Here is an 18,256-nt window from a genome sequence, read left to right on the forward strand (position 1 = left end):
CCTAGTCTGGGTCGCCTTCCTCGCTGTTCCCGTGTACTGGTTCGTGCTCTACCGCACCCGCTTCGGCGTTCACCTTCGAGCTGTTGGCGAAGACGCCGTCTCTGCGAGCGCGGCCGGCATCGATGCCCGGCGGGTCAAGACGATCTCAATCCTCGTCTCGGGCGTCATGTGCGGCCTCGCCGGGTCGCAGCTCGCTATGGCGTTCCTCGGCTCGTTTACCGCCGGCATGACTTCGGGGCGCGGGTTCATCGCCGTCGCAGCACTGACCTTCGGGCTGGCGAAGCCGGTACGGACCATGATCGCGTGTGTCATCTTCGCCGCGGCGGATGCGGTCGCCGACCAGATGAGTATCGCCGGTGTCAATTCTGGGCTGGCGCTGATGACCCCCTACATCATCACGATCGCTGCACTTACTGTTGCTGCGATCCGCATCAGTCTGCTTCTGCGCCGGAGAACTCGGTCCGCACTGAAACGGTCTGCGCTTGTTCCGTCAGATGCAGCGGCAGTCTCCCGGGACAAAGTAGCGACGACCGTGTAACGCCCAGCGCGCGTCGTAGGCCCGGTCGCCTGACCGTCGGCTCGATCTCTGCGTGCAGCAGTGTGCCGGGGAACGAGGAGCACTCGTTCCCCGGCACACTGACTACTTCCTGTCGGCCGCCGAGCACAGGCGAACGTCGGTGGGATCAGGCCATAACGACGTCGACGACCGTCTGCGCGAGCGCCACGGACGCGTCGCGAAGCGCGCGCTCGGCATCAGGGCCGACGCAGGCCCCCGCGAACTCCGGCTGGTGGTTCGTTGCGGGGAGGCTGTTCACGCCGACATACGGGTGGATGGCCGGCACGACTTGGGACACGTTTCCCATGTCGGTGGACGCCTGGTTCATCCGGCCGGCGCCCGACGTGTCGAAGACCCGGCCGAGCGCTTCGGCGTTGGCTCGGTAGAACCCGAGCGCCCGCTCGTCATTGCGGAACTCGGAGTAGGGCTTGCTCTCCGGCGTGATGGTCAGGGCCGCCCCCGAGGCGAGCGCGCCCGCCTCGAAGCAGCGGTTCACCTTCTCCTCGACGCCGGCGAGTTCTGTGAGCGTCGCGGCGCGGATGTACCAGCGGCCCTCGGTGCTCTGGGGGATGGCGTTGGGTGCCTGGCCGCCGACGGTCTGGATGCCGTGTACGCGGACCGTGTGCGGCAGTTGCTGACGCAGCAGCCCCATCGCGACCTGGGCAATGACGAATGCGTCGTTCGCGTTCACGCCCTGCTCGGGGTAGGCGCCCGCGTGGGCGCCCTTGCCGTCGTACCGGACATGTGAGTGGGCGACGGCGAATGGGCGAGCCTCGGCAACGTCCACCGGGCCCGGATGCGCCATGACGGCGAGGTCGAGGCCGGCGAACGCGCCGCGTTCGAGCAGCTCGATCTTGCCCCCGCCACCCTCCTCGGCGGGGGTGCCGTACACCTCCACGGTGATGCCGAGCTCGTCCGCCACACCGGCGAGCGCCGTTCCGACGCCGACGGCGATCGCCGAGATCAGGTTGTGCCCGCAGGCGTGGCCGAGATCGGGGAGCGCGTCGTATTCGGCGCAGACGCCGATTCGGACAGGGCCGGAGCCCGCCGTCGCGAGGAAGGCGGTTTCCAGCCCGAGGTATGCCGGCACGACATCGAAACCCCGGATGGCGAGTTCGTTCTGAAGCCGAGCGCTGGCTCGGTGCTCCTGCCACGCCGTCTCCGGGTCCGCATGGATCGCCTCCGAGATCGCGATCAGCGCCGGCTGGTCCGCGTCGACAAGCGCGCGGAGACGGTTCTTCAGATCGTCGGGGTCACTCATCGCCCGGGACGCCGTACGTCGGAGCTCCCGCGGGCGTGAGGCCGCGCGTCACATAGGCGTCGCGCTGCGGTAGCCACGTGGCGACGAGGATCTGGCCGAGCGTCTCGACCGGGTCGTCTGCCCAGTCGACCCGCACGTCGGTGACACGCCAGCCGGCATCGCGCACGACGGCGATGCCGGCCGAGCGGACCGGTCCCTCCTCGCCGCCGGCACTGACGGCGGCCTGCAGGGCGGCCAGCAGTCGAAGCTCCAGATCGCCCATTGTGGCGTCGAAGGCTTCGACCATGAGCTGCGGGATCTCGGCGCTGGCGAGCATGTTGCCGGCGGCGACCGCGTGGGCAGAATACGCCTGGCCATGGGTGCCGAGGACATGCGCGCCCGAGTGAATGGCCGAGCGTCCCGTCCTGTCGATGACGAGCAGCTGGCGGTAGTCGATGTCGGGAGTCGACTCGACGATCGCGGCGAGGACGTCATCGACCGTCCGTCCGTCCCGCAGTCCGTCGATCAATTGCGGTCCGAGTCGTGGGTCGGTGATGTTCTGGGAGTGGGCGCCCCCAATGCCGTCGGCGAGGCTCACGCAGCGCGCGGCCACAGCCGGCGATGACGAGCAGATGGCCGAGCCGATGGCGCCCGTGTCGTCGACGGCCAGGAGGGAGAACGTCATCGGGGAACGCCGCCACTGATGACGGCGGTGGCGTCGATTTCGACCAGCCACTCCGGCCGGGCCAGGGCCGAGACCACGATGCCGGTCGAGACCGGGAAGACGCCCTTCAGCCAACGGCCGACGACACGGTAAACCGGCTCCCGGTAACGCGGGTCGATGATGTAGATCACGACCTTGACGATGTCATCGACGCTGGAACCCGCCTCTTCCAGCAGCATGGCGATGTTCGCCATGGCTTTCTCCGCCTGCGCTTCCACGTCGCCGATGCCCACAGACTCGCGGGTCTCGAGGTCCTGACCGATCTGACCGCGCAGATAGACGACGTTGCCGGCGACGACGGCCTGGCAGAGATCGTTGTCGAGGTCCTGCTCGGGATACGTGTCCTTCGTGTTGAAGGGACGGATGCGGGTATGTGTCGGCATCAGCGGGCTGCTCCTTCCGCCGCGAGGGCGGCGTTCTCGTATGACGCGTACGTGATCTGAATCTGAATCTGGTCGGCGACGTAGGAGGCGTCGTGCCAGACACCCCAGATGAAACTTGAACCACGGCGAGACTGCCATGGAAGCCCGACGAAGTAGACGCCCGGCTCGGCAGAAACGCCCCGCTGATGCGCCGGCCTTCCCTCAGCGTCGAGTGCGCCGCCCGGAAGCCAGCTGTAGTCCGCGCGGAATCCGGTGGCCCAGAGGACGGTCTCCACGCCAGCGGCCTTCAGGTCGAGCTCGAGGAGGGGATCGGTGACACATACGGGATCGGCTCCGAAAGCGCGCGCCTCGGGTTCGTCCGGCAGGTCCAGCCCGTTGCGCTCGACGTAGGCGTCGGCCTCGTCCAGAAGCGCGAGCAGGCTCGCATCACCTGCCGCTATGTTCTGTCCGAGGTCCGGCGCGAACCGAACCGTGCCGTCCCGGTAGTCGTTCGTGCGACCAACCAGCGTGATCCCGCTGCGCCCGAGGGAACGGAAGTCGACGGTCTTGCCTCCTCCGGCACCGCTGACGGCGATCGTCACATGCTCTGCACCCTGCGGCGGCGTGGACATGTTCCACTTACCGAGGACCCCAAGCCACCACACGAAGTCCCGGCCCCGGTAGCGGCGCGGCGGACGGTCGTGCCGACCCACCGACAGGTACACCTCCCGGCCGGAACGACGGATCTCGTCCGCGATCTGGACGCCCGACGACCCGGCGCCCACGACAAGCACGCCACCATCGGGCAGCTGCTCGGGATTGCGGTATGTGCTCGAGTGCAGCTGCAGGACGCCGGAATCGGCGGGAATCACGGCCGGGATGACCGGCTTCTGGAATGGGCCGGTCGCCGCCACCACGTGACGGGCGACCAGCGCCCCATCAGTGGTCTCCACGAGGAAACCGGGTGATCCCTCATTGTGTTTCACAGACAGCACCTCGATGCCCGCGCGAATCGGGGACTCGATCATCTCGGCATACTCGACGAAGTAGTCGGCCACCCGTTCCTTCGGCGCGAAGCCATCGGGATCGACGTCGTCGAACTCGAGTCCAGGGAACCGGTCGTGCCAGGCGGGCCCGTTCGCCACGAGCGAGTCCCATCGCTCCGAACGCCAGCGCTCCGCGATGCGTCCCCGTTCCAACACCACGTGCCGGATGCCGCGCTCGGTCAGGTGAGCGCTCATCGCCACTCCGGCCTGACCCGCGCCGACGACGAGAACTTCTATCTCCTGGCTCGACATGCCACGCTCCTTTGTAGATGTGCAGCCGGGCAACAGGGAGGCGCGCCCGGATCAGCGGTCTCGCTATTGTGGGCAGAGCCCGCTGCATCTGTAAAACATCTAGTTTCGGCGAATCGTATTCAAGAAAGTGATGCAGGGAAGAACGCCGACGTCGTCTCCTCCCGCTTAAAGCACAAGAAGCATTGCACAACAGTCCTTGTGCACTTAGGCTGGGGCCATGACCGAGCCAACGATTGCCACTCCTCGCGTCGCCGCTCTCACCAGCGCCAAGCAGATGCGGGCGCTGGCGCATCCGCTGCGCATGCAGGTGCTCGGCGAGCTACGCGTGAACGGCCCGCGCACGGTCGGTGCCCTGTCGGAGCTCTTCGGCGAGGCGCCGGGCACGCTCAGCTACCACCTCGGCAAGCTCGCCGAGTTCGGGTTCGTCGAGGAGGCGCCGGAGCTGGCCGCGGACCGCCGCGAGCGCTGGTGGCGTTCGGCCCATGAGGTCACCGACATCTCGCCGCCCGCGGCCGACGCGGCCCCCGCCGAGCGCAACGCATCCGCTGCGCTGCGTCACCAGGTGATCGACGTCTACGCGGCCCTGCTGCACCACACGATCGACGTCGCCCAGCCGCGCGAATGGGAGCAGGCCGCGACCTCCGGCGACACCATCGCCTACCTCACGGCCGCGCAGCTTGCGGAGGCCAGCGCCGAGCTGCAGGCCGTGGCAGCCAAGTGGCAGGGCCGGGGCGATCGCGACGCCGAGGGCGCCGCTCCGGTGCAGGTGATCGTGCACGCGTTCCGGCGGCCGTGAGGCGGCCGAGATGACAACGGGTGCCCGACGCGCGGGTCGAACGCCGCTACGCCGGCCGAATTCAACGCGCGCAACGGCGTTCAGCGCGCGCGACGCGGTTCATGCCCGCACTGCGACGACTTCCGCGTCCGAGACGGCCCGGCTGCGCCTGCCGCTCCTCGGCCTGCTCGCCGGGCAGGGGCTCTCGCTCGCCGGCAACGCGATCACCATGATCGTCGTGCCGCTCTACGTGCTCGCCGACACCGGGTCGGTGCTCGCGACGGGGGTGGCCGGCGCGTTCGCGACCGTCCCTGTGATCGTGGGCGGAGCGCTCGGGGGCGTGCTGGTCGATCGGGTCGGGTTCCGGCGGGCGGCGATCACCGCGGATGTGGCCAGCGGCGTGACCGTGCTCGCCATCCCGGTGCTCGCGGCGACGGTCGGCCTGCCGTTCTGGGCGCTCCTCGCGCTGGTGTTCCTGAGCGGCGTGCTCGACACCCCGGGCAACACGGCGAAGACGTCGCTGCTGCCCGACCTCGCCGAGCGCGGCCGGCTCGCGCTCGGCCGAGCGAGCAGCGCGCAGTCCGCGATCTCCCGCACCGCCGCAATGACGGGCGCCGCGCTCGCCGCCCTGTCGGTGGTGTGGCTCGGCCCGCTCAACTCCCTCGTGCTCGACAGCATCACGTTCGCGGTGTCGGCCGCGCTGCTGGCCGTGTTCGTGCCGCACCGGCTGGACGCCGGGACCACGACGCACGCAGACCCGGCGGCCCATGCCGACCCGGCGGCCCAGCCCGGCCAGCCTGCCGTGGCGGGCTATTGGCGTGAACTCGGCGACGGCATCCGTTTTCTGGCCCGCACCCCGGTGATTCGCAATCTCGTGCTCATGATCGTGATCACCAACTGCTTCGACGCGGCGGGCATGAGCGTGATCTTCCCGGTCTTCGCGCGCACGATCAGCCCGGACGGCGCCGCGTTCGGCATCATGGTCGCCCTGTTCTCGTTCGGCGCGCTCGCCGGGGCTGCGCTGTTCGGCTGGGTGGGGCAGCGGCTGCCTCGCCGGGGCACACTCGTCGTCTGCTTTCTGCTGGCGGGCGCGCCGCCGTACATCGCGATGGCCGCAGGCGGTCCCGTCTGGGCCACGTTCCTCGTCATCGGGCTCGCCGGGCTCTCAGCCGGGTCGATCAACCCGCTGCTGTCGACGGTGCTCTACGAGCGGATACCGCGCACCCTGCGTGCGCGTGTGCTCGGTGCGCTGACGGCGGGCGTCTCCGCCGGGATGCCGGTGGGCAGCTTCGTCGGCGGCCTCGCGCTCAGCCAGGCCGGGCTCCTGCCCACGCTCCTGGCCGTCGCCGGGCTCTACGCCCTCGTCACGCTCGCCCCGCTCGTCGGCCGCTCCTGGCGCGCCCTCGACCGCCCGGCCGGATGACCGCGACCCGTTTCTCGAGCGCGGGCGCTGCGCCCCACCGCCCGTGGCGCGCCACCCGCGCTCGGGCGCAGCACCCGCGCGGGCACTCTCACAGGCGCCGCCGAGCACGAGGGATAACGTAGAGGGGTGGCTCGCAGCATCTACATCACCTCCGCCGAGGGGAACACCGGCAAGTCGACGATCGCGCTCGGGGTGCTCGACACGCTCTCCCACCGCACCGGCCGCGTCGGCGTGTTCCGTCCGATCGCCCGCTCCGCCAACGAGCGCGACTATGTTCTCGACCTGCTGCTCAGCCACGACAGCGTGAGCCTCGACTACGACGACTGCATCGGCGCCACCTACGACGAGGTGCACACGGATGCCGAAGCCGCGTTGTCGAGGATCGTGCAGCGTTACAAGGCGGTCGAGGCGCAGTGCGACGTCGTCGTGATCGTCGGATCCGACTACACCGACGTGGGCAGCCCCACGGAACTCGGCTACAACGCCCGCATCGCCACGAACCTCGGCGCCCCCGTGCTGCTCGTGCTCGGCGGCCGCGCCAACCAGGGCTCCGGCGAGCGCCTCGGCCAGGACGACCCGCGCAGCCCCGCCCACATGAGCGACATCGCCGAGCTCGCCCTGCTCGAACTGCGCAACGCCCACGCCACGCTTCTGGCCATCGTCGCCAACCGGGCGGATTCCGAGCACCTCGAGGAGGTGCGGCGGGCCGTCGAGGCCGCCGAGCCCGGTGTTCCGGTCTGGGCGATCCCCGAAGACCCGTACCTCATCGCCCCGAGCATGGAATCGATCATGCAGGCGACCGACGGCGTGCTGCTCAAGGGCGACCGCGCCCTGCTCTCCCGCGAGGCGCTGGGCGTGGTCGTGGCCGGCATGAGCATGGTCAACGTGCTGCCGCGCCTCGAGCAGGGCGCCGTGCTCGTCGTGGCCGGCGACCGCACCGAGGTGCTCCTGGCCGCCATGATGGCGCAGAGCGCCGGCACGTTCCCCTCCATCGCCGGCATCGTGCTCAACGGCGGCTTCGACCTGCCCGAGCCCATCGAGCGCCTGCTCGACGGCCTGCCGCAGACGCTGCCCATCATCCGCACGAAGCTCGGCACCTACGACACGATCGTGTCGATCACCCGCACGCGTGGCCGGCTGGCGGCCGACTCGCAGCGCAAGTACGACGCGGCGCTGGCGCTGTTCGAGCAGCACGTCGACGCATCCGCTCTGCTCGACCTGCTGAACGTCGCCCACACCGACGTCGTCACGCCGCTCATGTTCGAGTACGGCCTGCTCGAACGGGCGCGGGCGAACCGCAAGCACATCGTGCTGCCCGAGGGCGACGACGACCGCATCCTGCGCGCCGCCCACACGCTGCTGGCGCGCGAGGTGGCCGACCTCACGATCCTCGGCGAGACGTTCGAGGTGCGCTCCCGGGCGATCGAGCTCGGCCTCGACATCGGCCGCGCCGAGGTGCTGTCGCCGCACGACCCGGTGCTGGCGTTCAAGTTCGCCGAGGAGTACGCGAGGCTCCGCGCCCACAAGGGCGTCACGATCGACCAGGCCCGCGACCAGGTGACGGATGTCTCGTACTTCGGCACCATGATGGTGCACCTCGGCCTCGCCGACGGCATGGTCTCCGGCGCCACCCACACCACGGCCCACACCATCCGCCCCGGCTTCGAGATCATCAAGACCAAGCCCGGCGTCGACGTGGTCTCCTCGGTGTTCCTGATGGCGCTCGAGGACCGCGTGCTGGTCTACGGCGACTGCGCCGTCGTGCCCGATCCCGACGCGTCGCAGCTGGCCGACATCGCCATCTCCTCCAGCGCCACCGCCGAGCAGTTCGGCATCGACCCGCGCGTGGCCATGCTCTCGTACTCCACGGGCACCTCGGGCGCGGGCGTGGATGTGGAGAAGGTGCGCGAGGCCACCGCCCTCGTGCGCTCGCGCCGCCCCGAGCTCCTCGTCGAGGGGCCGATCCAGTACGACGCCGCAGCGGATGCCGCCGTCGCCGCGACCAAGATGCCGTCGTCGCAGGTCGCCGGCCGAGCCACGGTCTTCATCTTCCCCGACCTCAACACCGGCAACAACACCTACAAGGCCGTGCAGCGCTCCGCCGGCGCCGTGGCCATCGGGCCGGTGCTGCAGGGCCTTCGCAAGCCCATCAACGACCTCTCCCGCGGCGCACTCGTGCAGGACATCGTGAACACCGTCGCGATCACCGCCATCCAGGCGCAAGCGGATGCCGGCGCTGACGCCCCGAAAACCGGCAGGCGCCGCGCGTGAGCGCCGTTCTCGTCATCAACTCAGGGTCGTCGTCGTTCAAGTATCAGCTGATCGAGATGGCGAGCGAGCAGACGCTCGCGAGCGGCCTCATCGAGCGCATCGGCGAGACCACCGGTGCGTCGACGCACAAGTGCCGTGACGCGGCGGAGACGTTCACCCGTGACCTGCCGATCCCGGACCACACCGCCGGGTTCGCCATCATGCTGGCCGCCTTTGAGGAGCACGGGCCGTCGCTGGCCGCGCATCCGCCCGTCGTCGTCGGCCACCGGGTGGTGCACGGCGGAGCACGCTTCTACGAGCCGACCCTGATCACGCCGCAGGTCGAGCGCGACATCGACGACCTCTCCGAGCTCGCGCCCCTGCACAACCCCGGCGCGCTGCAGGGCATCATCGCCGCCGAGAAGGCGTTTCCCGACGTGCCGCATGTCGCCGTCTTCGACACGGCGTTCCACCAGACCCTGCCGCCGGCCGCGTTCACCTACGCGATCAACGCCGACCTCGCCGAGCGTTACCGGGTGCGCCGGTACGGGTTCCACGGCACGTCGCACCAGTACGTCGCCAACGCGGCGGCCCGGTTCCTGGAACGGCCGGTGGGTGAGCTCGACCAGATCGTCTTGCACCTCGGCAACGGGGCATCCGTCTGCGCCGTGCGCGGGGGCGAGTCGGTCGAGACCAGCATGGGCATGACGCCGCTCGAGGGGCTCGTGATGGGCACCCGGTCGGGCGACATCGACCCGGGCGCGCTGTTCCACCTGCACCGCAAGGCGGGCCTCGGCATCGATGACCTCGACACCCTGCTGAACCGGGGGAGTGGGCTGCTCGGCCTCACCGGCCACGGCGACATGCGCGACGTGGTCGACGCAGCCCAGGCCGGCTCGGCCCAGGCGCAGCTCGCGCTCGATGTGTATGTGCACCGGCTGAAGGCCTACATCGGCGCGTACACCGCGCAGCTCGGGCGGCTCGACGTGGTCTCCTTCACCGCGGGGGTGGGCGAGAACAGCGACGTGGTGCGCCGGCTCGCCCTGGAGGGTCTCGAGGTGCTGGGCATCCGCATCGACGCGGAGCGCAATGCCGCCCGGTCCCGGCAGGCGCGCGTGATCTCGACGGACGACTCGCCGGTCACCGTGCTCGTCGTGCCCACCGACGAGGAGCTCGAGATCGCCCGCCAGTCCCTCTCGCTGGCGTCTGCTGACTGATTCAGGAGAACCTGGGGGAGCCAGGCGAGGAGGTGGCTACCGTGCGGGTTCTTCCTGAACCGCTCAGACATGCGCCGCCAGGCCGGAACGTACGTGTCGTGCCGACCAGCGGTGTTCGCGGCGAGCACGTCAACCTGGCCAGACTCCCGGAATGCGGACCTGAACCCGGCACCGTATGTTCAACCGGTGCAGCCGAAGCACGCACTTCGTCTCGAGGCCCGACTCGCGCTCGCCATCCACCGGACGGAAGTACGGGTGATACCGCCGGGCGACGAGCCCACGGATCTCCGTGAGCTGGTGCGGGCTGATCAGTCCTTTGTTGAGCGCCGAATCGAGGGCGACGATGATGTTCTCGCGGCTCAGGCAGGTGAAGGCCTGGGCCAGGGCCTCGACGATGCCGACGATAGCGCTGGAACGATCGACCCCCGGGTGTGCGGCGCAATGCGCGACGACTGTGCGTGGCTTGCTCAGGCGCGCGGCGTTGCTCGGAACCCGCACGTGCGTCCGATGATCGTCGATGCACCAGACCTCCCAGAGCCGCAGCGCCGAGACGCAACTGACCTGACCGCCGACGGTGACGGCCTGGAGCAGCTCAGGTGCGGTGCTCGGCAGGGCGTACCAGCCTTGGCGCGGCCGGACCAGAAGGCGCGCGTCCAGTAGTTTTCGCAGGTGCTCGGGCCGAACGCCGTGCGAACGCAGGGTGGAGAGGTGCGCAATGCCACCGTGGGCGACCAGGACTTCAGATGCATCGGACATGCGGCGAGTGTGATCGCCGACGCTGTCCGATGGCGTCCGCGGGCAGACCCCGGGGAGAAGCAGAGGGCGGTCGTGTCATGTGGAGGACGGAATCAGGAGAAACAGGAGGAGCGGAGCGCGGGGGCGGCCGCTGTCCCCGTTTCTCCTGAACGACGCGGCGTGACAATTTCTCAGTTCGGGGGTACGTTGTGTAAAACCGTCGGTTTCGGGTTCCGACTCGTGAGGCAGCACCTGCGTGGGTGCGCCTCTCGATGTGGTGCCCGAAGCCCGAAGGAGAACGACGTGACCCGAATCCAGTCGTTGCAGAAGCTGCTGGCAGTGCCCGTGGCGGTGCTGCTCGCGCTCGCCGGAGCGCTCGCGGCGGCGGGGCCGGCCAACGCGGCGACGCCGCTGGTGGTCAACGCGCCGCCGGATGGCGCATCCGTTGACTCGCGCACCGTGCAGTTCGAAGGCACAGGCACCCCCGCTGGTGTGGTCAAGATCGTCTCGGACGACACCGACGACCTGGCCGCCCGCACCACTGTGCAGCCCGACGGGCGCTGGGCGACGCCGGTGACCTTCGCCTGGGACGCTCCCGAGGTGCAGCACCTCGTGATCATGGAGGGTGCACCGGGTGAGGAGATCGTGCAGGCGACGCGCACCATCACGCTTCCCGCAGTGGACCCGGCGGACGCGCCGCTTGTCGTGCAGAGCCCGGCCGAGGGCGACGTCGTGCCCTCCCGCACGGTCACGTTCTCTGGGACCGGCCTGGCCGGCGCGATCATCAATCTGCTCGGGAGCGACGACACGCCCCTGACCGAACAGACGCTCGTGGGCGAGGACGGCCGTTGGAGCGCCACCGTGAGCTTCGCCCGCGACGCCGACGTGCAGCAGGCGGTGCGGGTCGTGCAGGAGCTCGGCGCCGGTGACGTGACGAGCGTCACCCGCACCATCACCCTGCCGCCCCCGAGCCTCATCAAGCTGGAGAGCCCGACCGACGGCCAGACCCTGACCTCGCGCTCGTTCGACGTCACCGGCGAGGCGCCGGCCGGCGCCCACGTGACCGTCGCCGACCTGGGCGGCGCGCCCCTGGGCCAGGCCGACCTCGCCGAGGGCGAGACGCGATTCGTCATCCCGGTGCGGTTCGCCGACACGGCCGACCGGGGGCAGGGGATCGTCGTCAGCGGGCAGCACGACGGGCAGGACCTCAACGAGGTCACCGTGCACATCGCACTGCCGCCCGTGGAGGAGCCGACACCGACCGAGACGCCGACGCCGGCCCCGCAACCAACGCCCAAGCCGACCCCGAAGCCCACCGAGCCGCCGATGCCGACCGAACCGCCGGCGCCCCCCGTGCAGCATCCCGAACCGGGCATTCCCCAGCTGATCGCGGCGCCGGTGATCACCAGTCCGGTCGCCGGCGCCCGGATCACCGACGGCAGCACCGTGACGTTCGCCGGTTTCGGGGTGCCGGGCACGAACATCGCCGTCGCCGTCGTCCCCACGTCCGTGCTCGACCTGTCGAGCGCGCCGGCCGGCGTGCAGCAGTCGACGGGCGGCCAGCGGATGACACGGAACACCCAGGCGAACGCGGCCCAGCCGATCGTCGTGGATTCCGACGGGTTCTGGAGCGTGCGGCTCTCCCTGCCCGACGGTGAGTACACGGTCACCGCCGTGCACGTGCGCCTCGACGCGGCCGGCATGGCGACCGCCGCGCTCTCCGAGCCGTCCGCTCCCGTCACCTTCCGGGTGGCTGCCACGCCGGCACCCGGCTCCGGCATCATCCCGCCCACGCAGACGCCCGCCGCGACGCCGACGGCAACGTCGCGCCCGGCGACCGACACCGAGGCGCTGGCCGCCACCGGTATCGACGGTCACGGGGCGCTCACGGTAGGCATGATCTTCGCCCTGGCGGGTGGCGGCATCCTGCTGTTGCGCCGCCGGCACGCACCGCGCTGATTGTCAGGGGGGCCAAGTACCATTGGAGCGTGGTCACCGCCCTATATCGCCGCTACCGGCCAGAGACATTCTCCGAGATGATCGGTCAGTCGCAGGTGACCGATCCGCTCATGACGGCCCTGCGCACCAACCGGGTCAATCACGCCTACCTGTTCAGCGGTCCGCGCGGCTGTGGCAAGACGACGTCGGCCCGTATCCTCGCCCGCTGCCTCAACTGCGTGGAGGGGCCCACCGACACCCCGTGCGGCGTCTGCCCGAGCTGCATTGAGCTCTCCCGCGACGGCGGCGGCTCGCTCGACGTGGTCGAGATCGACGCCGCCAGCCACAACGGTGTCGACGACGCCCGCGACATCCGGGAGCGCGCCATCTTCGCGCCGGCCCGCGACCGCTACAAGATCTTCATCCTCGACGAAGCGCACATGGTCACCCCGCAGGGCTTCAACGCGCTGCTCAAGATCGTCGAAGAGCCGCCGGAGCACATCAAGTTCATCTTCGCGACCACCGAACCCGAGAAGGTCATCGGCACCATCCGGTCGCGCACCCACCACTACCCGTTCCGCCTGGTCCCGCCGGCGCAGATGCTCGAGTACGCGCAGCAGCTGTGCGACAGCGAGGGCATCCAGGTCGCTCCGGGCGTGCTGCCGCTCGTGGTGCGCGGGGGAGGCGGATCGCCGCGCGACACGCTGTCCCTGCTCGACCAGCTGATGGCGGGCTCCGACGGTGGGTCGGTGGAGTACGAGCGTGCGGTGGCGCTGCTCGGGTACACGCACGGCGCCCTCCTCGACGACGCCGTCGACGCGATCGCCGCCCGCGACTCGGCCGGCGCGTTCGACGCCGTCGACCGTGTCATCCAGACCGGGCAAGACCCGCGCCGGTTCGTCGAAGACCTTCTCGAGCGGATGCGCGACCTCATCATCGTCGCCGCCACCTCGGTCGAGGGCGCCGCAGCCGTTCTCCGTGGCGTGCCGCGTGAGGAGATCGACCACATGGGAACGCAGGCCGCGAAGTTCGGCCCCGCCGAACTGTCCCGGGTCGCTGACATCGTCAACACCGCCCTCACCGAGATGACCGGGGCGACCTCGCCGCGTCTGCACCTGGAGCTCATGATCGCCCGGGCCCTCGTTCCCGCCAGCGACGACACCGCGCGCGGCGCCCTTGCCCGCGTGGAGCGTCTCGAGCGCCGCGTCGGCGTCGACGGACCGGTCACCGGCGGAACCATTGCCGCGCCTGTCGGCGCCTCCGCGCCGGCCGCCGCAACGAGCCCGGGACCTGCGGCCAGAACAGGAACGGACGCCACGGCACGGCCGATCGCTCCTGTTTCTGCCGACACCCGAGCGATTCCTCCTGTTTCCCAGGCGGCGCCTGCCGAGCCCCGCGTGCAGGCGGCGGCGCCTGCCGAGCCGCCGGCATCCGCTGCCTCTGCGGCATCCGCTGCCTCTGCGACGCCCGCTGCCCCGACGACGCCCGCAGGCGCTGCGTCGGCCACGGCAGCGCCGGCACCCGTCGGCCCCGTCACGCTGCAGCAGGTGAAGGATGCCTGGCCGCAGATCCTCGAGTCGGTCAAGGCCGCCAAGATGAGCGCCTGGCTCGTGGTCTTCACGGCGAGCGTGCTTGAGCTGCGCGACGAAGACATCCTGGTCATCTCGTTCCCGAGCGAGGCCGATGTGGCCAGCTTCAAGGAGCAGGGCCCGGGCAAGGGCACCAGCGAATACCTGCGCGCCGCCATCATCGACGTGCTCGGCCTCCAGGTGCGGTTCATCGCGCGGGTCGACCGGCCGACTGACGCGCGGCCCGGGGCAACGGATGCGCCCGCTCCCGCGCCGAGTGCCGCTCCGGGCGCCGGCGGTGGGAACGCCGTCGCGACTCCTCCCCAAACGCCGCCCGTCGACGGCGCCTCCAGCGCCGACGGCGGCCGACCTGCCGCGGGCAGCACCACAGGCGCCCCCGCCCGCCCGAACGCGGGCCCGAGTGCGTCGGCCGGCGCCGCATCCTCCGTGCCCGCACCGGCCGCCGGCGGATGGGCGACCGTGGCCATCCCCGGATCGGCGACGGCCACCGCAACGATCGACGAAGAGCCCCCGCCCTTCGACGACGACGCACCGCCGGAGGACGACGCCTACTCGCCGGCCGCCGCTCCCGAAACCGGGTGGGCGGCATCCGCCCCGGAGCCCGACGAGCCGTGGGCGCCATCGGCTGCGTCCGCCCCCGCCGTGCAACCAGCACCGGCAGCAGCGGCGCCGGCCACGCGCGCCGAACGCCCGCAGCCGGCCGGTGCCGCCCGCGCCGGCTCCCGCGCCCCCGCCTTCGAAGAGAAACAGCGTTACGGCGAGGCCGTGGTGCGCGAGATCCTCGGTGCCACGTTCCTCGAGGAGCAGCCATACGCCGGGCAACGATCGAGGGGCGAGTAGCCCATGTACGAGGGAATCGTCCAGGAACTCATCGACGAACTGGGCCGTCTGCCGGGCATCGGCCCGAAGTCCGCCCAGCGCATCGCGTTCCACATTTTGCAGACCCAGGCCTTCGATGTGACGAAGCTTGCGAACGTGCTGCTCGAGGTGCGTGAGAAGGTGCGCTTTTGCGACATCTGCGGCAACGTGTCCGAGCAAGACACCTGCAGCATCTGCCGCGACCCGCGCCGCAACCCCGCCTCCATCTGCGTCGTCGAAGAGGCGAAAGACGTGGTGGCGATCGAGCGCACCCGCGAGTTCCGCGGCCTGTACCACGTGCTCGGCGGCGCGATCAGCCCGATCGACGGCGTCGGCCCCGACGACCTGCGCATCCGCCAGCTCATGCAGCGCCTGGCCGACGGCACCGTGCAGGAGGTCATCATCGCCACCGACCCGAACCTCGAGGGTGAGGCGACGGCCACCTACCTCTCCCGGCTGCTCGGCGTGCTCGAGATCCGCGTCACCCGGCTGGCCTCCGGGCTCCCCGTCGGCGGCGACCTGGAGTACGCCGACGAGGTCACCCTCGGCCGCGCCTTCGAAGGCCGCCGCGTCGTCACGGGCTGATCAGCGCGACGGATGCCGCGGCATCCGTCGGCCGGCCGGCCGCGGCGACGCCGCCCATAACGAACCCGGCATGTCTCGCCGCTTAGGATGGAACCCGGGCCAGTCCCGCGTACCCAACCCCAGGAGTGCTACGTGAGCTTGATCGTGCAGAAATTCGGCGGTTCATCCGTTTCCGACGCCGAGAGCATCAAGCGTGTGGCCAAGCGCATCGTCGACACCCGCAAGGCGGGCAACGAGGTCGTCGTCGCCGTTTCGGCCATGGGCGACAGCACCGACGAGCTCCTCGACCTCGCCCACGAGGTCACCCCGATCCCCGCGCCGCGTGAGCTCGACATGCTGCTCACCGCCGGTGAGCGCATCTCCATGGCCCTGCTCGCGATGGCGATCAAGAGCATGGGCTACGACGCCCGGTCGTTCACGGGCAGCCAGGCGGGCATGATCACCGACGCCCGGCACGGCGCCGCCCGCATCGTCGACGTCACCCCCGGCCGCCTGCGCGAGGCCCTCGACGAGGGCGCGGTCGCGATCGTGGCCGGCTTCCAGGGCTTCAGCCGCGACACCCGCGACATCACCACCCTCGGCCGCGGCGGCTCCGACACCACGGCCGTTGCGCTCGCCGCCGCCCTCGACGCCGACATCTGCGAGATCTTCACGGATGTCGACGGCGTCTTCACCGCCGACCCGCGCGTCGTTCCCCGGGCCCGAAAGCTCGACCGCATCTCCAGCGAAGAGATGCTGGAGCTCGCCGCTGCCGGTGCGAAGGTCCTGTACATCCGCGCGGTGGAGTACGCACGCCGCCACGGCGTCACCCTGCACGTGCGCTCCTCGTTCAACAACAACGAGGGCACCATCGTCTACAACGCCGAGAAGGCGAAAGCGAACGGAGAGATCGTGGAAGAGCCAATCATCGCCGGCGTCGCCGCCGACCTGAGCGAGGCGAAGGTCACCGTTGTCGGCGTCCCCGACATCCCCGGCAAGGCCGCCCTCATCTTCAAGATCGTCGCGAAGACCAACGCCAACGTCGACATGATCGTGCAGAACGTGTCGGCCGCGGCCACCGGGCTCACCGACATCTCGTTCACCCTCCCCAAGTCGGAGGGGCAGCAGGTGCTCACCGCGCTGACCAACGAGAAGGACAACGTCGGCTTCGTCGGGCTCCAGTACGACGACCAGATCGGCAAGCTCGCCCTGGTCGGCGCCGGCATGCGCACCAACACCGGCGTCTCCGCCAAGCTGTTCGAGGCGCTCTACGAGGCCGGCATCAACATCGAGATGATCTCCACCAGCGAGATCCGCATCTCGGTGGTCACCCGCGCCGACACGATCAACGAGGCCCTCCGCGTCGTGCACACGGCGTTCGGGCTCGACGGCGACGACGTGGCCAAGGTCCACGGCGGCACCGGCCGCTGAGCCCAGCGGATGCCGCGCGCCGGCGCCGCATCCGCCCCGCTTCACTCCCGGGCAGCCCTCGCCGCCCGCACCCACCGCTAACTCCGGAATACCTGTCCACAGCGGCCTGGCTCGGGCAAAAGTCAGCCGAAGTTGGAAGAATTACCGGAGTTAGCAACGGGGGACACGCAGTACATCGAACCGCAGGAACCGCAGGAACAGTAAGGAACCGAACAGTGGGCAGCACGGCAGGAATCAACATCGGCGTGGTCGGTGCCACCGGACAGGTCGGCGCCGTGGTGCGCCGGCTCCTCGAGGAGCGGGACTTCCCGGTCGCGAGCATCCGCTACTTCGCGTCGGCCCGCTCGGCCGGCACCACGCTGCCGTGGAAGGGTGAGGACATCGTGGTCGAAGACGCCGCCGTCGCCGACCCCACCGGCCTCGACGTGGCCATCTTCTCCGCCGGCGCCACACTCTCCCGCGCCCAGTCCCCGCGCTTCGCGGCCGCCGGCGTCACCGTCATCGACAACTCCTCCGCCTGGCGCATGGACCCCGAGGTGCCGCTCGTCGTCAGCGAGGTGAACCCCGAGGCCATCGCGCAGGCCGCTAAGGGCATCATCGCCAACCCCAACTGCACCACCATGGCCGCGATGCCGGTGCTCAAGGTGCTGCACGCCGAGGCCGGCCTCGAGCGGCTCATCGTCAGCACCTACCAGGCCGTCTCCGGCAGCGGCCTCGCCGGCGCCGAAGAGCTCGCCAGCCAGGCCCGCGCGGCCGTGGCCGACGACGACCTCCTCAAGCTCGTGCACGACGGGTCCGCCGTCGACATGCCCGCCCCGGTGAAGTACGTGCGCCCCATCGCCTTCGACGTCGTGCCGCTGGCCGGGTCGATCGTCGACGACGGCTCTTACGAGACCGACGAGGAGCAGAAGCTCCGCAACGAGTCGCGCAAGATCCTGGGTCTTCCCGATCTGCTCGTGAGCGGCACCTGCGTGCGCGTCCCCGTCTTCACCGGCCACTCGCTCTCGGTCAACGCCGAGTTCGCGCGCCCGCTCTCGGTCGAGCGCGCCACCGAGCTCCTCTCGGATGCACCCGGTGTTAAGCTCACGGATGTCCCCACCCCGCTGGAAGCGGCCGGCCAGGACCCGAGTTACGTCGGTCGCCTCCGCCAGGACCCGGGTGCGCCGGATGGGCGTGGTCTCGCCCTCTTCATCAGCAACGACAACCTGCGCAAGGGCGCCGCGTTGAACGCCGTGCAGATCGCCGAGTTGGTCGCCGCCGACCTCGTCGCCGCCCCGGCCGGCGCGTAACCGCGTT

15 protein-coding genes are annotated in these 18,256 nt (G+C 70.2%); 10 read left to right on the forward strand and 5 right to left on the reverse strand.

What is annotated here, in order from left to right:
- A partial coding sequence (locus EEJ31_RS10490) for an ABC transporter permease subunit (RefSeq protein WP_407643236.1) occupies window positions 1-538 on the forward strand: 538 nt, incomplete at its 5' end.
- Window positions 539-683: 145 nt separating this feature from the next.
- On the opposite strand, the gene EEJ31_RS10495 is transcribed toward EEJ31_RS10490, so the two are convergent.
- From EEJ31_RS10495 to EEJ31_RS10510, 4 genes are read right to left on the reverse strand one after another with little or no spacing between them, the layout of a single operon-like run.
- Window positions 684-1,817: an amidohydrolase gene (locus tag EEJ31_RS10495; RefSeq protein WP_123046258.1), complete on the reverse strand. Its 1,134-nt coding sequence runs from the start codon at window positions 1,815-1,817 to the stop codon at window positions 684-686.
- A complete protein-coding gene (locus EEJ31_RS10500; protein ID WP_123046259.1) occupies window positions 1,810-2,481 on the reverse strand; it encodes a DUF1028 domain-containing protein in 672 nt (223 codons plus the stop codon). Before EEJ31_RS10500 ends, EEJ31_RS10495 begins: the two co-directional genes overlap by 8 nt.
- Window positions 2,478-2,903: a RidA family protein gene (locus EEJ31_RS10505; protein ID WP_123046260.1), complete on the reverse strand. Its 426-nt coding sequence runs from the start codon at window positions 2,901-2,903 to the stop codon at window positions 2,478-2,480. Before EEJ31_RS10505 ends, EEJ31_RS10500 begins: the two co-directional genes overlap by 4 nt.
- Entirely contained in the window at window positions 2,903-4,180 is a 1,278-nt protein-coding gene (locus tag EEJ31_RS10510; RefSeq protein ID WP_123046261.1) for a flavin-containing monooxygenase, read from the reverse strand. Before EEJ31_RS10510 ends, EEJ31_RS10505 begins: the two co-directional genes overlap by 1 nt.
- A 217-nt stretch (window positions 4,181-4,397) precedes the next feature.
- On the opposite strand from EEJ31_RS10510, the gene EEJ31_RS10515 reads away from it, so the two are divergent.
- The 4 genes from EEJ31_RS10515 (at window position 4,398) to EEJ31_RS10530 (ending at window position 9,845) form a co-directional block, all read left to right on the forward strand.
- A complete protein-coding gene (locus EEJ31_RS10515) occupies window positions 4,398-4,976 on the forward strand; it encodes a winged helix-turn-helix domain-containing protein (RefSeq protein ID WP_123046262.1) in 579 nt (192 codons plus the stop codon).
- Between the two features lie 10 nt (window positions 4,977-4,986).
- Entirely contained in the window at window positions 4,987-6,378 is a 1,392-nt protein-coding gene (locus EEJ31_RS10520) for an MFS transporter (RefSeq protein ID WP_123046263.1), read from the forward strand.
- 126 nt (window positions 6,379-6,504) lie between these two features.
- Window positions 6,505-8,649: a phosphate acetyltransferase gene (gene pta / locus EEJ31_RS10525; RefSeq protein ID WP_123046264.1), complete on the forward strand. Its 2,145-nt coding sequence runs from the start codon at window positions 6,505-6,507 to the stop codon at window positions 8,647-8,649.
- Window positions 8,646-9,845, forward strand: coding sequence for an acetate/propionate family kinase (locus EEJ31_RS10530; protein ID WP_123046265.1), 1,200 nt, complete (start codon window positions 8,646-8,648; stop codon window positions 9,843-9,845). Before pta ends, EEJ31_RS10530 begins: the two co-directional genes overlap by 4 nt.
- A 129-nt stretch (window positions 9,846-9,974) precedes the next feature.
- Here the strand turns inward: EEJ31_RS10530 and EEJ31_RS10535 are convergent, their stop codons facing one another.
- Window positions 9,975-10,601, reverse strand: coding sequence for a hypothetical protein (locus EEJ31_RS10535; RefSeq protein WP_123046266.1), 627 nt, complete (start codon window positions 10,599-10,601; stop codon window positions 9,975-9,977).
- 282 nt (window positions 10,602-10,883) lie between these two features.
- Here EEJ31_RS10535 and EEJ31_RS10540 point away from each other — a divergent pair, with 282 nt between their 5' ends.
- The 5 genes from EEJ31_RS10540 to EEJ31_RS10560 all read left to right on the forward strand — a co-directional run bounded on the left by EEJ31_RS10540 (window position 10,884) and on the right by EEJ31_RS10560 (window position 18,249).
- Window positions 10,884-12,539, forward strand: a complete 1,656-nt coding sequence (locus EEJ31_RS10540) for a hypothetical protein (RefSeq protein ID WP_123046267.1) — start codon at window positions 10,884-10,886, stop codon at window positions 12,537-12,539.
- A gap of 29 nt (window positions 12,540-12,568) precedes the next feature.
- Window positions 12,569-14,947, forward strand: a complete 2,379-nt coding sequence (locus EEJ31_RS10545; RefSeq protein ID WP_123046268.1) for a DNA polymerase III subunit gamma and tau — start codon at window positions 12,569-12,571, stop codon at window positions 14,945-14,947.
- A 3-nt stretch (window positions 14,948-14,950) separates the two neighbouring features.
- The gene (gene recR, locus EEJ31_RS10550; protein ID WP_123046269.1) at window positions 14,951-15,550 is read left to right on the forward strand and encodes a recombination mediator RecR; all 600 of its coding nucleotides are present in this window, start codon (window positions 14,951-14,953) and stop codon (window positions 15,548-15,550) included.
- A 132-nt stretch (window positions 15,551-15,682) separates the two neighbouring features.
- A complete protein-coding gene (locus EEJ31_RS10555) occupies window positions 15,683-16,960 on the forward strand; it encodes an aspartate kinase (RefSeq protein WP_123046270.1) in 1,278 nt (425 codons plus the stop codon).
- A 215-nt stretch (window positions 16,961-17,175) separates the two neighbouring features.
- Entirely contained in the window at window positions 17,176-18,249 is a 1,074-nt protein-coding gene (locus EEJ31_RS10560) for an aspartate-semialdehyde dehydrogenase (RefSeq protein WP_123046271.1), read from the forward strand.
- The last annotated feature ends 7 nt before the right edge of the window (window positions 18,250-18,256 follow it).

It is taken from the genome of Cryobacterium tepidiphilum (genome assembly GCF_003716325.1).
GTDB lineage: Bacteria > Actinomycetota > Actinomycetes > Actinomycetales > Microbacteriaceae > Cryobacterium > Cryobacterium tepidiphilum.

Excerpts from the sequence above, each read along its gene's own strand:
- EEJ31_RS10495 (WP_123046258.1), bottom strand. The coding sequence starts at position 1,817 with ATGAGTGACCCCGACGATCTGAAGAACCGTCTCCGCGCGCTTGTCGAC.
- EEJ31_RS10520 (WP_123046263.1), top strand. The coding sequence starts at position 4,987 with ATGACAACGGGTGCCCGACGCGCGGGTCGAACGCCGCTACGCCGGCCG.
- recR (WP_123046269.1), top strand. The coding sequence starts at position 14,951 with ATGTACGAGGGAATCGTCCAGGAACTCATCGACGAACTGGGCCGTCTG.
- EEJ31_RS10510 (WP_123046261.1), bottom strand. The coding sequence starts at position 4,180 with ATGTCGAGCCAGGAGATAGAAGTTCTCGTCGTCGGCGCGGGTCAGGCC.
- EEJ31_RS10535 (WP_123046266.1), bottom strand. The coding sequence starts at position 10,601 with ATGTCCGATGCATCTGAAGTCCTGGTCGCCCACGGTGGCATTGCGCAC.
- EEJ31_RS10515 (WP_123046262.1), top strand. The coding sequence starts at position 4,398 with ATGACCGAGCCAACGATTGCCACTCCTCGCGTCGCCGCTCTCACCAGC.
- EEJ31_RS10500 (WP_123046259.1), bottom strand. The coding sequence starts at position 2,481 with ATGACGTTCTCCCTCCTGGCCGTCGACGACACGGGCGCCATCGGCTCG.
- EEJ31_RS10505 (WP_123046260.1), bottom strand. The coding sequence starts at position 2,903 with ATGCCGACACATACCCGCATCCGTCCCTTCAACACGAAGGACACGTAT.